This window comes from Rhodococcus sp. 06-470-2, from assembly GCF_002258235.1.
GTDB lineage: Bacteria > Actinomycetota > Actinomycetes > Mycobacteriales > Mycobacteriaceae > Rhodococcoides.
Genome location: NZ_NOYB01000010.1, coordinates 57,426 through 71,029 on the forward strand (window position 1 = coordinate 57,426; position 13,604 = coordinate 71,029).

At 63.8% G+C, this 13,604-nt stretch carries 11 protein-coding genes and 1 pseudogene; 9 read left to right on the top strand and 3 right to left on the bottom strand.

Annotated features, from left to right (window positions below):
- The first annotated feature begins 139 nt into the window (after positions 1–139).
- The 3 genes and pseudogenes from CH276_RS03630 to CH276_RS03640 all read left to right on the top strand — a co-directional run.
- The gene (locus CH276_RS03630) at positions 140–1,219 is read left to right on the top strand and encodes an ABC transporter ATP-binding protein (RefSeq protein WP_094630681.1); all 1,080 of its coding nucleotides are present in this window, start codon (positions 140–142) and stop codon (positions 1,217–1,219) included.
- A 175-nt stretch (positions 1,220–1,394) separates the two neighbouring features.
- Entirely contained in the window at positions 1,395–2,708 is a 1,314-nt protein-coding gene (locus CH276_RS03635; RefSeq protein ID WP_094630680.1) for a TrkH family potassium uptake protein, read from the top strand.
- A pseudogene (locus CH276_RS03640) lies at positions 2,701–3,363 on the top strand (potassium channel family protein); the annotation flags it as partial. The gene CH276_RS03635 and the pseudogene CH276_RS03640, both read left to right, overlap by 8 nt.
- On the opposite strand, the gene CH276_RS03645 reads toward CH276_RS03640, so the two are convergent.
- Both CH276_RS03645 and CH276_RS03650 read right to left on the bottom strand, forming a co-directional pair.
- Complete coding sequence (locus CH276_RS03645; protein WP_094630574.1) at positions 3,350–4,813, bottom strand: mannitol dehydrogenase family protein; 1,464 nt, start codon at positions 4,811–4,813, stop codon at positions 3,350–3,352. The pseudogene CH276_RS03640 and the gene CH276_RS03645 sit on opposite strands and share 14 nt — an antisense overlap.
- Positions 4,810–5,832: an NAD(P)-dependent alcohol dehydrogenase gene (locus CH276_RS03650; protein ID WP_094630573.1), complete on the bottom strand. Its 1,023-nt coding sequence runs from the start codon at positions 5,830–5,832 to the stop codon at positions 4,810–4,812. Before CH276_RS03650 ends, CH276_RS03645 begins: the two co-directional genes overlap by 4 nt.
- 117 nt (positions 5,833–5,949) lie before the next feature.
- Between CH276_RS03650 and CH276_RS03655 the strand changes: the two genes are divergently transcribed.
- From CH276_RS03655 to CH276_RS03675, 5 genes are read left to right on the top strand one after another with little or no spacing between them, the layout of a single operon-like run.
- Complete coding sequence (locus tag CH276_RS03655; protein WP_045197341.1) at positions 5,950–6,981, top strand: sugar-binding transcriptional regulator; 1,032 nt, start codon at positions 5,950–5,952, stop codon at positions 6,979–6,981.
- The gene (locus tag CH276_RS03660) at positions 6,978–8,330 is read left to right on the top strand and encodes an ABC transporter substrate-binding protein (RefSeq protein WP_441344222.1); all 1,353 of its coding nucleotides are present in this window, start codon (positions 6,978–6,980) and stop codon (positions 8,328–8,330) included. The genes CH276_RS03655 and CH276_RS03660 overlap by 4 nt, the downstream gene beginning before the upstream one ends.
- The gene (locus CH276_RS03665; protein WP_045197339.1) at positions 8,327–9,277 is read left to right on the top strand and encodes a carbohydrate ABC transporter permease; all 951 of its coding nucleotides are present in this window, start codon (positions 8,327–8,329) and stop codon (positions 9,275–9,277) included. The genes CH276_RS03660 and CH276_RS03665 overlap by 4 nt, the downstream gene beginning before the upstream one ends.
- On the top strand, positions 9,277–10,161 hold the full coding sequence (locus CH276_RS03670; protein WP_094630571.1) for a carbohydrate ABC transporter permease: 885 nt from the start codon (positions 9,277–9,279) through the stop codon (positions 10,159–10,161). Before CH276_RS03665 ends, CH276_RS03670 begins: the two co-directional genes overlap by 1 nt.
- An 11-nt stretch (positions 10,162–10,172) precedes the next feature.
- Positions 10,173–11,279, top strand: a complete 1,107-nt coding sequence (locus CH276_RS03675) for an ABC transporter ATP-binding protein (protein ID WP_094630570.1) — start codon at positions 10,173–10,175, stop codon at positions 11,277–11,279.
- Here CH276_RS03675 and CH276_RS03680 read toward each other — a convergent pair.
- On the bottom strand, positions 11,276–11,776 hold the full coding sequence (locus CH276_RS03680; protein WP_217901390.1) for a DUF3995 domain-containing protein: 501 nt from the start codon (positions 11,774–11,776) through the stop codon (positions 11,276–11,278). The two genes, CH276_RS03675 and CH276_RS03680, sit on opposite strands and share 4 nt — an antisense overlap.
- A 50-nt stretch (positions 11,777–11,826) precedes the next feature.
- Between CH276_RS03680 and CH276_RS03685 the strand changes: the two genes are divergently transcribed.
- The gene (locus CH276_RS03685; protein ID WP_371828379.1) at positions 11,827–13,542 is read left to right on the top strand and encodes an AMP-binding protein; all 1,716 of its coding nucleotides are present in this window, start codon (positions 11,827–11,829) and stop codon (positions 13,540–13,542) included.
- Positions 13,543–13,604 lie beyond the last annotated feature (62 nt).

Consider the following 13,604-nt stretch of genomic DNA (forward strand, 5'->3'; position numbering starts at 1 on the left):
ACTCCTTCGATGGAAACCTTGTAATGGGCATCACAGTAGTACATACTTCTAAACGAAGTCAGCATTCTGGCATTCATTCATATATGTGAACCCCACTCGGATCGTCCGGCACGTTCCTGCCGGTGAAGGGACCACCATCATGGCCACCGTGGCATTCCAGGGCGTCACCAAACTCTTTCCCGGCGGCGACAAAGCTGCCGTCGACCAACTCGATCTCGACATCCAGGACGGTGAATTCCTTGTCCTCGTCGGCCCGTCCGGCTGCGGAAAGTCGACATCGCTGCGGATGCTGGCCGGTCTCGAAGAAGTCGACAAGGGAGCCATCACCATCGGCGGCAAGGACGTCACCGACCATCAGCCCAAGGATCGCGACATCGCGATGGTCTTTCAGAACTACGCTCTCTACCCGCACATGACAGTCGGCGAGAACATGGGATTCGGCCTGCGTATCGCGGGTGAGGACAAGGCCGAGATCAAGCGTCGCGTCGAGGATGCCGCCAAGATCCTCGACCTCACCAAATTCCTCGACCGCAAGCCCAAGGCACTCTCCGGTGGCCAGCGTCAGCGAGTTGCCATGGGACGCGCCATCGTTCGCAAACCCCAGGTGTTCCTGATGGACGAGCCGCTGTCCAACCTCGACGCCAAACTTCGGGTGCAGACCCGCGCGCAGATCTCCGCGCTGCAGCGTCGACTCGCCACGACGACAGTCTATGTCACCCACGATCAGGTCGAGGCCATGACCATGGGCGATCGCGTGGCCGTCCTCAAAGACGGTGTACTGCAACAGTGTGACTCGCCGAGGCGCATGTACGAACACCCGAACAACGTGTTCGTCGCCGGCTTCATCGGATCGCCTGCAATGAACCTACTCGAGCTGCCCCTCGTCGACGGCGGCGTTCGCTTCGGCGGTGAGGTGGTACCGGTTCCCCGCTCCGCCATCGCTGGAATAGGCGAGAACACAGTGACACTCGGCGTGCGTCCCGAGGACCTGCAGATCACCACCGGGGCGGGCCTCGAAGTGAGCATCGACGTCGTCGAAGAACTCGGAGCCGACGCGTACGTCTACGGCCAGGCAGATATCAACGGCACGCGTCAGGCCATCGTCGTCCGCGCCGACGGCAGGATCCCACCGCAGCGCGGATCGAAAATCACGCTCTCCTACGCCGCCGAGCGCACCCATCTGTTCTCCACGGTGACCGGCGAGCGTTTGGTCGACTAGCGGCCGATCGGCAGTGGTGCGCTGACGCGCAGGTGAGCGGAAACTCGACCCCTGCTACGAAGTTTCGTGCACGTGCCGCGCAGCGGCTCGTCCCACCGGTACTGTCTCTCGAGTGACAGACGCTCACCAGGCATCGCGTTGGTCCGCGATCTTCCGGCTCACCCCGGTCCGGGTCATGGCCACGGGATTCGTGCTCGCCATCGTGATAGGTGCAGGCGTGCTGGCGCTACCGGTGGCCACTGTGCCCGGCAGCGAGACCGGGTTTCTGCAGGCGTTGTTCACCTCCACCTCCGCCGTCAGCCTGACGGGTCTGATCGTGGTGGACACCCCGGTGTACTGGACGGGTTTCGGTCAGGGCGCGATCCTCGCCCTGATTCAGATCGGCGGGTTCGGGATCATGACGATCGCGTCCCTGGTCGGATTGTTCCTGGCCGACCGAATAGGGCTTCGCGGCAGGCTCAATGCCGCAGCAGAAGTTCGGACATCAGGGCTGGGCGACGTTCGAAGCGTCGTCATCGGGGTGTTCCGTACCAGTCTGATCATCGAGAGTGTCGTCGCGATCGCCCTGGCGGCGCGCTTCTTTCTCGGATACGACGAGCCCTTCGGTCGCGCCCTCTGGCTGGGGACCTTCCATGCGGTCTCCGCGTTCAACAACGCCGGCTTCGCCCTGTTCAGCGACAACATGATCGGGTTCGCCACCGATCCGTGGATCTGTATCCCACTGTTGATTGCGGTGGTGTTGGGCGGCATCGGATTTCCGGTTCTCTTCGAGATCGCCCGTCGAGTTCGGTCTCGCGCCAAGGGGCGTCGGTCGCCTCAGCGTTGGTCGTTGCACACTCGCCTGACGCTGACCGTCACCGGAATTCTGTTGGTTCTCGGCCCGACGGTCGTGCTGCTGTTCGAGTGGTCCAGAACCCTGGGCGAATTCGGGCTCTGGGACAAGATGCTGGTCGCGACTTTCCAGGGCGTCATGCCTCGCACCGCAGGGTTCAACAGTGTCGACTACGCCGACGTCGACAACGCGACCTTGCTCGTCACCGACGTCCTGATGTTCATCGGCGGTGGCAGCGGCGGCACCGCAGGTGGCATCAAGGTCACCACGTTCGCCCTGCTGCTGTTCGTCATCCTGGCCGAGATCCGCGGTGATCGTGAGGTGACGGTGTTCGACCGTCGGATCGACGCGCGAGTGCAGCGGCAGGCATTGACCGTCGCGCTGATCGGGGTCGCGCTGGTCATGCTCCCGGTCGTGGCACTCCTGGCCGGCACGGACTTCGACCTCGACGTCCTGTTGTTCGAGGTCGTGTCGGCGTTCGCGACGGTAGGCCTGTCCACCGGAATCACCGCACAGTTGCCCGGCTGGGGTCAGGTGATTCTGATCGTCCTGATGTACCTGGGTCGCATCGGTTCCATCACTCTGGTCAGCGCCCTTGCCGCCCGCGACCGCGGCCGGCGATACACGCTCCCCACGGAAAGGCCGTTCATTGGCTAGGAAACCGTCCTCCGATGTCGTCGTCGTCCTCGGTCTCGGCCGCTTCGGCAAGTCCCTGGCACTGGAACTGATGGGCCAGGGCGTCGAGGTCCTCGGCGTCGACAGTGACGACGCCGTTGTACAACGCGTGGCAGACCGTTTGACTCACGCTGTGGTGGCCGATACCACCGACGAGGAGTCTCTTCGGCAGTTGTCGGTGCACGAGTACGACCGTGCCGTCGTGGGCATCGGGTCCAATCTCGAAGCCAGCCTGCTCACCGCATCGGCACTGGTGAATCTGTCGCTGCCGACCATCTGGGCCAAAGCGCTCAGCAACGCGCACGCCAAGATTCTCACCCAGATCGGCGTGCACCATGTGGTCAGGCCCGAGCACGACATGGGCAAGCGTGTCGCCCACCTGGTCCGCGGCCGGATGATGGACTACATCGAATTCGACGACGGTTTCGCCATGATCAAAACCTCTCCGCCCGCCTCCATCATCGGAAAGAAATTGGGCGAAAGCGCAATACGCACCAAGCACCGTGTCACCGTCGTCGCGGTCAAGCGTCAGGGCGAGGGATTCACCTACGCCACGGCAGACACGGTGATCGGGGCAGGCGATACCGTCATCGTCTCCGGTCAGGTTCGAGACGCCGAACGATTCAGTGAGTCGACAGTGTCGCTCGCGCGCCCTGCTCCTGCAGAGACGCCAGTTGTTTCGTGTACTCGGCGACGAAGCATTCGTTGTCGATCAGATCCCCGAACACCGCGCGGTTCGCGATGAACGCCGTTGGATTCTCGCGCTGACTCTGCGCGATCGGCACCAGTGAGTCCTTCAGCTGGTCGACGATTTCGATGGGCTCACCGGACTCGTCGACGGCCTCGGCGTAGCGAGCCCAGCTGGCCACCACTGCGGTGGAGCGGGCGATCTCACCGCCGGTCTCGAGGTTCTTGCGGATGACAGGCAAGAGCCACTTGGGAATTCGGTCCGAGGACTCGGCACACAGGCGGGCGACGGTATCGCGGATCTCGGGATTGGAGAACCGCTCGATCAGCGTTCGCTTGTAGTCGGTCAGATCGATGCCGGGGACCGGCTGCAGCGTCGGGGTTGCCTCCTCGTCCATGTAGGCAAGCAGGAACTCCGAGAACAGCGAATCCTGGCACACCTCGTGGACGAGCCGATAGCCACTGAGGTAACCGAAGTACGCGAGCGCCTGGTGACTGGCATTGAGCAACCGCAGCTTCATCAGCTCGTAGGGGGTGACGTCCTCGACCACCTGCACGCCCACGTCTTCCAGCGGCGGACGGCCGAGGGTGAAGTTGTCCTCGAGCACCCACTGCGTGAACGGCTCGCCCGCGACGGGCCACTGATCGTCGATGGCATAGCGCAGCGAAAGCTGTTCGGTCACTTCCGGTGTCGTGACCGGCGTGATGCGATCGACCATCGAATTGGGGAACGCGCCTTCTGCCTGGATCCAGTCGGCCAACGCCGGATCCTTCAGGCGCGCGAACGTCGTGAACGTCGACTGCGCCATATGGCCGTTGCCCTCGATGTTGTCGCAGGACATGATGGTGAACGGGGCCATGCCGCGGTCCTTGCGTCGCGCCAACGCCTCGGTGACGAGACCGAATGTCGTTGCGGGAACAGCGCCGTCGGCAAGGTCGGCAACGATTGCGGGATTGTCCGCGTCGAACTCGCCCGTCGTCGCGGAGAAGTTGTAGCCACCCTCGGTGATGGTGAGCGAGACGATCTTCGTCGTGTCGGCGGCCATCTTCTCGATCACGGCCTCGGCGTCGTCCGGCGCGAAGAGATACTCGACGATGGAACCGATGACACGGGTATCCCACGTGCCGTCGGAATGCTTGAGCGCCAACGTGTACAGGCAGTCCTGTGCGTGCATGACGTCGTTCATTCGTCGGTCACCGGGCAGTACCCCGACGCCGCAGATTCCCCAGTCCAGCGCCTGTCCCTGCTGCAGCAGGCGGTCGACGTACATCGCCTGGTGCGCTCGATGGAAGCCACCGACACCGAAATGCACGATGCCCACCGTCACCTCGGATCGGTCGTACGTCGGGACAGCGACGTCCTCGATGAAGTCGGCGAGGTTCTGCGAGTTCAACTTCATGCGTTGGTCTCCTTCGAAAGTCCTGGAATCACTACGGCTTTGATGCTTCCGGGTTGCCTGTCGGCGTTCAATGCATCCTCGACGCCATCGAGTCCGAACCTCGCCGTCACCATCGCGTCGAGATCCACCATGCCCGACGCCACCAGCGCTCGTGCGATCGGCCATGTGTTGGCGTAGCGAAAGACGCCGGTGAGCAGCAGTTCTCGGTTCTGGATCCGCGAGATCGGCAGCGGGTAGTCCGACCCGCCCATGCCGACGAGGACGACCGTGCCTGCGGGTCGTACGGCGTGGATGCCGTCGACCACGGCTCGGGCCGCACCGGATGCGTCGATGAAAGCGTCGACCGTCAGTGCGCGCACGTCCTCGGCGGCGGGGTCGAGTACGCGCGTCGCGCCGAACCTCTCCGCGTTGGCGCGGCGCGAAGCGTCGATGTCGGTGACGATGACCTCGGTGGCACCGAATGCGCGCGCGACCTGCGCGGTGACGAGCCCGACGGGACCTGCGCCCGCGATGAGCACGCTCGAGCCCGCGGAGATGCGTGCCTTCTGGGCCGACGCGATGCCGACCGACAGTGGCTCGAAGAGAGCTGCGGCCTCGTCGGAGATGTCGTCGGGGACGTCGTGGGCGAAGGTCGATTGGATCAGCACGTACTCCGCGAGCGCACCGTCGATGGGCGGCGTCGCGAAGAACTCCATGGCCGGGCACAGGTTGTAGCGGCCTGCCCGGGACGGTGCGCTGGTGGGATTGGGGCGCTGCGGCTCGATGGACACGCGCTGCCCGACGCGGGTGTCGGAGACCTCGGAGCCCACGGCCACGATGACGCCCGCTGCTTCGTGCCCGAGTACGAGCGGACCGTCGACGACGTAGTCGCCGATGTGTCCTTCGCGGTAGTAGTGCGCGTCGGAACCGCACACTCCGACTGCCGTGACCTGCACGAGGACCTCGTCGTGCGCGGGCGTGGGGACGGGCCGTTCTTCGAGTCGTATCTCCTGCACTCCGGTCAGGACGCTGGCCTGCATGGATTGTGGCACGGGTCGCTGGTGGCGAGGGGGTGTTGTGTAGATCACACCTTAATGTTAGCTTAGTGAGCAGATGAACACGAGTTGAGCATCTGCTCACATTTCAGGGAGGCGGACATGGACGGATCGACGTCCGGCACCGGGGGAGCGAAGCCTTCGCGGTCCGGAGAGGATCTACGCCTGGCTCTGCGCGCCGCAACCATGTACCACCTCGAAGGCGCGACTCAGGCCGAGATCGCCGTCAAGCTCGGCGTCTCGCGCCCGACAGCAGGCCGGCTCGTTGCACGGGCTCGCACCCAGGGTCTGGTGACGATCGAGATCAACGTTCCCGACGATCTCCAGGGCACCGTCCACGCCGAACTCGAACGGGAACTCGAGGCGCAGTTCGGGTTGACCGAGGTGCTCGTCGTATCGGACGTCATCGACGGCACCGATGCCGGCTACGGGTCCCTGGGTCGCGCGGCTGCAACCTTGCTCTCGCGTCGCCTCAAGGATCAGGACGTTCTCGGCTTCACCTGGGGACCCGAGACGGTGGCGGTTGCGAGCTCTTTGAAGACGCGATCCACTAAATGTGCTGCGGTGGTGCAACTCGACGGTTCCATCACCTCGGCCGACTACCAGACCGGCGTCGAATACACGCTCGGGCGGTGTGCTGCGTACCTGCAGGCGACACCCATCAGGCTCAATGCGCCGCTGTACGCAGATCAGGCGACGGTTGTTGCGTTGGAGCAGGATTCGGTGATCTCACGCGCCCTCAAGGCCGGGACCGATGCCGATGTGATGATGTACGGCATCGGTCCCGTTTCCACGTCCACCACGTTGTTCGAGGGCAGCTTCATCGACCTCGAGGTGCTCGACGAACTGCGTCGACTCGGTGCGGTCGGTGAGATCGGCGGCCGGTTCTACGACGCCGAAGGCAACGACACCGGAGGATCGCTTCCCGGCCGAACCGTCTCGGTGGGACTCGACGCCATCAGGGCCTGCGATCGGGCTGTGCTCGTCACCGGCGGACAGCGCAAACACGAAGCGTTGCTCGGTGCTCTGCGGGGTGGCCTGGCCTCGATCCTGGTCACCGATATCGAAAGTGCACGTTGGCTCGTTGCGCAAGCTCCAGCAACGGCGACCTCCAATGGAAAGGTATTTCAGTGAGGGTATTACCGAAAGTGGTTGTCGCGGGCTCGCTCGCGACGACCTTGGTTCTGTCCGGATGTGCCGGTGCCGGCTCGTTCGGTGGTGACGGTGACGGTACGACGATCACCGTTGCGATCGTCTCGAATTCGCAGATGTCCGACGCCATCTCGCTTGCTCCGGAGTTCGAGGCGGAAAACCCTGGCATCAACCTGAAGTTCGTGTCGCTGTCGGAGAACGAGGCCCGTGCCAAGATCACGGCCTCGGTCGCGACCGGTGGCGGCGAGTTCGACGTGGTGATGATCAGCAACTTCGAGACCCCGCAGTGGGCCGAGAACGGTTGGCTGACCAACCTTTCCGAGTACGCGGACGCCACGCCGGGGTACGACGAGGACGACTTCATCCCGACGTTGAAGGAGTCGCTGTCGTACGAGGGCAGCATGTACTCCGTGCCGTTCTACGGTGAGTCGTCGTTCCTGATGTACCGCAAGGATCTCATGGAGGCCGCAGGCATCACGATGCCGGAGGAGCCGACGTGGCAGCAGGTGGCCGATGCCGCCGCGGCACTCGACAGCCCCGGCCTCTCCGGAATCTGCCTGCGCGGCAAGCCCGGTTGGGGTGAGGTGCTCGCGCCGCTCAACACCGTCATCAACGCGTTCGGCGGCCGCTGGTACGACGAGAACTGGAACGCTCAGTTGAACAGTCCCGAGGTACGAGAAGCCGTGCAGTTCTACGTCGACACCGTGCGTGAGCACGGTCAGGCCGGCGCGGCCACCAGTGGCTTCAGCGAGTGCGGAACGCAACTCTCGCAGGGCAACACCGCAATGTGGTACGACTCCACCTCGGCCGTCTCGGTACTCGAGGACCCGTCGTCGAGCAATGTCGTCGGGCAGATCGGTTACGCCAAGGCCCCGTCGGCGGCCAAGGGCGACAACGGTTGGTTGTACTCCTGGGCCCTCGGAATCCCCAAGACCAGCGAGGCTCCCGACGACGCGTGGAAGTTCGTCTCGTGGATGACCAGCAAGGAGTACCTGAACAAGGTCGGTAACGAACTCGGTTGGGAGCGGGTGCCTCCCGGTAGTCGCCTGTCGACCTACGAGATTCCCGAGTACGCGGAGGCGTCGGCGGCCTACGGTCAGCTGACCCTCGACTCCATCGACAGTGCCGACCCGAACAACCCCACCGTGGATCCGGTTCCGTACACCGGAGTCCAATTCCTGACCATTCCGGAGTTCCAGGACCTCGGTACCCGGGTCAGTCAACAGATCAGTGCCGCAGTCGCCGGGCAGATCAGTGTCGACGACGCTCTCGATCAAGCGCAGCAATACGCCGAAGTGGTCGGCAGGACCTACCAGGAGGACCAGGGATGACCACCACCGAAGAACGGACGGCTCCGGCCGGACCGGAGAAGTTCGTACCGAGACCGAGGACGATCTCCAAGGCCGAGGGGTGGCGTCGGCGCGGACCGCTGTTGCCCGCCTTGGTGTTCGCCATCATCGTCACCCAGATTCCGTTCCTGTTCACGCTGTACTACTCGACGCAGTCCTGGAACCTCGTTCGTCCCGGTTCGCGTGAGTTCAACGGTCTGAACAACTACATCGACGTCTTCCGCGACAGTCAGTTCCGCGAGGTCGCGATGAACACCGTGATCATGATCGTCGGAACGGTGATCATCTCGGTGGTGCTCGGTCTGGCCCTGGCGTTGCTGCTCGATCGAAAGTTCATCGGGCGCAGCCTCATTCGCACGCTGCTGATCACCCCGTTCCTCGTCACCCCGGTCGCCGGTGCGCTGATCTGGAAGACGACGATGTTCGATCCCGTCTTCGGTCTGATCAATTTCGCGCTGAGCCCGTTCGGGGTCGGCGAGATCGACTGGGTCTCGCGGTTCCCGCTGGCCGCGGTCATGACGAACCTGGTGTGGCAGTGGACGCCGTTCATGATGCTGCTCATCCTTGCCGGGCTGCAGTCCATGCCCAAGGACATCGCCGAGGCCGCACGCGTCGACGGGGCGGGCCCGTTCAAACTCTTCCGCGAGTTGACGTTGCCGCACCTGCGCCGGTTCATCGAACTGGGCACGGTTCTCGGTGCCATCTACCTCGTCAACACCTTCGACGCCGTCTACATGATGACCTCCGGTGGACCGGGAGTCGCGTCGGCCAACCTGCCGTTCTACATCTACCAACGGGCCTTCCTCGGATTCGACATCGGTCAGGCCGCGGCCATGGGTGTCGTCACCGTGGTGGCGACCATCATCCTCAGCACTCTGGCGCTGAGACTGATCTTCAAGAGCTTCAGCGCAAACGAGGAGGCGGCGTGATGAGCACGGCAACCACGAGCAAGAACAAGGCCGTCACACAGACCTCCGACGGCCAGGAGATCCGCAAGAAGAGCAAGTGGGGCCCGGGCACGGTCTGGTCGTTCGTCGCCTGGGTGGCCGGCATCGCCTTCTTCTTCCCGGTGCTCTGGATGGTCATCACCGGCTTCAAGCAGGAGGCCGACGCCTACTCCAACCCGCCGAAGCTGATCTTCACCCCCACCCTCGATCAGTACCGAGGTGTCCTCGAGAGCGGCATCGGCACCACCCTGCTGAACTCGGCGTTCGCGACGATCGTGTCGACGATTCTGGTTCTGCTGCTGGGTGTTCCAGCGGCGTTTGCGCTGTCGCTGCGGCCGGTCAAGAAGACCCAGGACGTGCTGTTCTTCTTCATCTCCACCAAGATGCTGCCCGTCGTGGCCGTCATCGTTCCGCTGTACGTCATCGTCGGTGACATCGGCATGCTCGACAACATCTGGGCCCTGGTGGTCCTCTACACCGCGATGAATCTTCCGATCGCCGTATGGATGATGCGTTCGTTCTTCATGGAGGTGCCGGCCGAACTGCTCGAGGCCGCCAGCATGGACGGTGCGTCGCTGTGGACCTCGGTACGCGAGGTGATCCTGCCGCTCGTCTCTCCCGGTATCGCGGCGACGTCGTTGATCTGCGTGATCTTCTCGTGGAACGAGTTCTTCTTCGCCGTCAACCTCACTGCCGTTCAGGCCCAGACGATTCCGGTGTACCTCGTCGGATTCATCACCGGCCAGGGCCTGTACTGGGCCCAGCTGTCCGCCGCTGCGACGTTCGCAGCACTCCCCGTCGTCCTTGCCGGATGGTTCGCGCAGAACAAGCTCGTGCGCGGTCTGTCCTTCGGCGCCATCAAATAGGAGAAAGTCTCATGGCTGCAATCAAGTACAAGAAGGCATCCTGCGTCTACGAAGGTGCCGATTCGCTCGCCGTCGATTCCCTCGACCTCGAGATCGAGGACGGCGAGTTCGTCGTCCTGGTCGGACCGTCCGGCTCCGGCAAGTCCACCGCCCTGCGCATGCTCGCCGGTCTCGAAGAGATCGACGGTGGCGCAATCGAAATCGGCGGCAAGAACATGGTGGGCGTTCCGTCCAAGGACCGCGACATCGCCATGGTCTTCCAGAACTACGCGCTCTACCCCAACAAGACCGTCGGGGAGAACATGGGCTTCGCGCTCAAGATGCGCGGAGTGAGCCTCGAGAAGCGTCAGGCACGCGTCGCGGAAGCGGCCCGTCTGCTCGATCTCACTGAGTACCTCGACCGCAAGCCCGGCAAGCTCTCGGGCGGCCAGCGTCAGCGAGTTGCCATGGGCCGCGCAATCGTTCGCGAACCGCAGGTGTTCTGCATGGACGAGCCGCTGTCCAACCTCGACGCCAAGCTACGGGTGCAGACGCGTACGCAGATCGCGGCGCTGCAGCGCAGACTCGGCACCACGACGGTCTACGTCACCCACGATCAGGTCGAGGCCATGACGATGGGCGATCGCGTCGCCGTCCTGCGCGGCGGCAAACTGCAGCAGTTCGCCTCTCCCACAGACCTGTACGACAACCCCGTCAACGCGTTCGTCGCAGGATTCATCGGCTCCCCGGCGATGAACCTGATGACGGTACCCATCGGCTCGGGCGGCGTGCAGATCGGCAAGTTCCTGCTCCCGTTCGAGCGCGACGAACTGACCAAGCTCGCGAGCCTGGGAATCGACGAGGTCACCATCGGAATGCGGCCCGAGAATCTCGGCATCGTGCACGGTGGCGGTGAAGGATTCGAAGGAAAGGTCGATCTCATCGAGGAGTTGGGCAGCGAGTCCTACGTCTACGCACACCTCGACGACCCGAAGATCAAGGGGCTCGACGGGGGACCGGTGTCGTTGGTGGCGCGTTCGGCAGTACGTGCCCCGGCGAGAATCGGCGAGAGCATCGGCCTGACACGCCTCGACGGTGCGATCCACCTCTTCCACCCCGAGACGGGGGAGCGCATCTAACGCGGCTGGTACGCGGTCTTTCGCGCGAGGATCAGTGCCGTCAGAAGCGCGGCACCCCAGAGCAGGAAGATGCCGTCGAAGAACAAGTGCCCGTACTTGACACTTCGATTCTCGTCCGATGCGATCAAGCCGATCACCGCGCCGACGAACGACGCCCCGCCCCAGAGGATCAGCAGCACCGAGCCGGGCCAGGAGATGCCGAGGATCAACGACGGCATCCTGGTCCGGTTCTGTGCTGCCAGGCGCGGCCGGTTCATGTACGCCAGGGCCGGAAGAATCGCCGCGCCGAGATTGACCAACGCGAGCACCAGCAGTGCCGTTCGCGCTGCCGCCGGGTCGCTGTCGACCCACTCCGTGGCGAAGGCACCGACGGTATCGAGCATCCACCGTCCACCTGCGGCCCAATAGCCGGAAAATGCTGCGTGGACTGTCCCCAGTGCACCTGCGATCGCGAAGTATCCGATGGCCACGGTGGTCGAGGCCAGCCGAGTTGCCACCCCCGTTCAGGGGTAGCGAGCAATTGTTCATCTCACCTACCGTGACGGTGATGGGCATCACACGCGCAGGAGGAAACATGGCCGAATCGGCATACACGGCATTCAGGAACGCTCGCGATCTACTGCTCGACGCCTACGGCGAGTACGACCGCGCCGTCGACACTTTCGAGTGGCCGTCGTTCGGTGAGACGTTCAACTGGGCGATCGACTGGTTCGACGCGATCGCACGAGGCAACGACGGCACCGCGCTGTGGATAGTCGAGGAGGACGGCAGCGAGGCCAAGTACAGCTTCGACGACATCGCTCGTCGCTCCGACCAGGTTGCTCGGTGGCTCGAACAGCAGGGAATCGGCCGCGGTGACTCGGTGATCCTGATGCTCGGCAATCAGGTGGAGTTGTGGGAAGCGATGCTCGCGGTCATGAAGCTGGGCGCTGTGTTGATGCCGACCACCACGGCCATCGGATCCTCGGACCTGACCGACCGCGTGGTACGCGGCAACGCGCGAGCAGTGATCGTGAACCCCTCAGACACCGGCAAATTCGACGACGTCCCCGGCGACTACCTGCGTATCGCCACCTCCGCCTCCGACGGTTGGGTCGACTATTCCGGGGCCCGTGATGTCGAAGCTCGATCGTTCGAGTCGGTGACCGCTCCCACCGACCGACTGTTGATGTACTTCACCTCCGGCACCACCAGCAAGCCCAAACTCGTCGAGCACACTCAGATCTCCTATCCCGTAGGGCATCTGAGCACCATGTACTTCCTCGGGCTGCGCCCGGGAGATGTGCACCTGAACATCAGCTCCCCGGGGTGGGCCAAGCACGCGTGGAGTTGCTTCTTCGCCCCGTGGATCGCCGAGGCGACCATCTTCATCTACAACTACGGCAAGTTCGACGCGAAAGCACTGCTCGAGCAGATCCGGCGCGCCGAGGTGACGACGTTCTGCGCACCACCGACCGTGTGGCGCATGCTGATTCAGGCCGATCTCGCCGGCGGCGGCGGCTCGCTCCGCGAGGCGATCGGAGCCGGTGAACCGCTCAATCCCGAGGTGATCTCGCGGGTCCAGCAGGAGTGGGGCCTGAGTATCCGCGACGGGTTCGGGCAGACGGAAACCACTGCACTGGTGGCCAACACGCCTGGTGCGGTACTCAAGTCCGGCTCCATGGGTAGGCCGTTGCCGGGCGTCCCGGTGGTGATCGTCGACCCCACCACCGGCGAACTCGCCGACGAGGGCGAGATCTGCCTCGACCTGGCCCAGCACCCGTTCAACCTGATGACCGGCTACCTCGGTGACCCCGAACGCAATGCCGCCGTCATGGCCGACGGTTACTACCACACCGGCGACGTCGCATCACGGGACTCCGAGGGGTACATCACCTACGTCGGCCGCACCGATGACGTGTTCAAGGCCTCGGATTACAAGATCTCCCCGTTCGAGCTCGAAAGCGTACTCATCGAACACCCCGCCGTTGCCGAGGCAGCAGTGGTGCCCGCCCCCGACGAGACGCGACTGGCCGTTCCCAAGGCATACGTGGCATTGGCGTCGGGCTGGGAACCCAACGAGGACACCGCATTCGAGATCTTGAAATACGCACGCGAGCACCTGGCTCCGTTCCTGCGCGTGCGTCGCATCGAATTCTTCGAGCTACCGAAAACGATCTCCGGCAAGATCCGCCGTGTGGAATTGCGCGCTCGTGAGGATGCGGCCGTGGGTCCGCTGGAGACCGAGTGGCGCGACGACCAGTTTCCTGCGCTGAAGAGGTGATGTGACTGTCCACAATTTGCCTGCGGAGACGGGATCCCGATTCTCGAGGCGAATTGTGGACG

Bases quoted from the DNA above. Each gene is read 5' to 3' on its own strand.
- CH276_RS03630 (WP_094630681.1), top strand. From the start codon at position 140: ATGGCCACCGTGGCATTCCAGGGCGTCACCAAACTCTTTCCCGGCGGC.
- CH276_RS03635 (WP_094630680.1), top strand. From the start codon at position 1,395: ATGGCCACGGGATTCGTGCTCGCCATCGTGATAGGTGCAGGCGTGCTG.
- CH276_RS03645 (WP_094630574.1), bottom strand. From the start codon at position 4,813: ATGAAGTTGAACTCGCAGAACCTCGCCGACTTCATCGAGGACGTCGCT.
- CH276_RS03650 (WP_094630573.1), bottom strand. From the start codon at position 5,832: ATGCAGGCCAGCGTCCTGACCGGAGTGCAGGAGATACGACTCGAAGAA.
- CH276_RS03655 (WP_045197341.1), top strand. From the start codon at position 5,950: ATGGACGGATCGACGTCCGGCACCGGGGGAGCGAAGCCTTCGCGGTCC.
- CH276_RS03665 (WP_045197339.1), top strand. From the start codon at position 8,327: ATGACCACCACCGAAGAACGGACGGCTCCGGCCGGACCGGAGAAGTTC.
- CH276_RS03670 (WP_094630571.1), top strand. From the start codon at position 9,277: ATGAGCACGGCAACCACGAGCAAGAACAAGGCCGTCACACAGACCTCC.
- CH276_RS03675 (WP_094630570.1), top strand. From the start codon at position 10,173: ATGGCTGCAATCAAGTACAAGAAGGCATCCTGCGTCTACGAAGGTGCC.
- CH276_RS03685 (WP_371828379.1), top strand. From the start codon at position 11,827: ATGGGCATCACACGCGCAGGAGGAAACATGGCCGAATCGGCATACACG.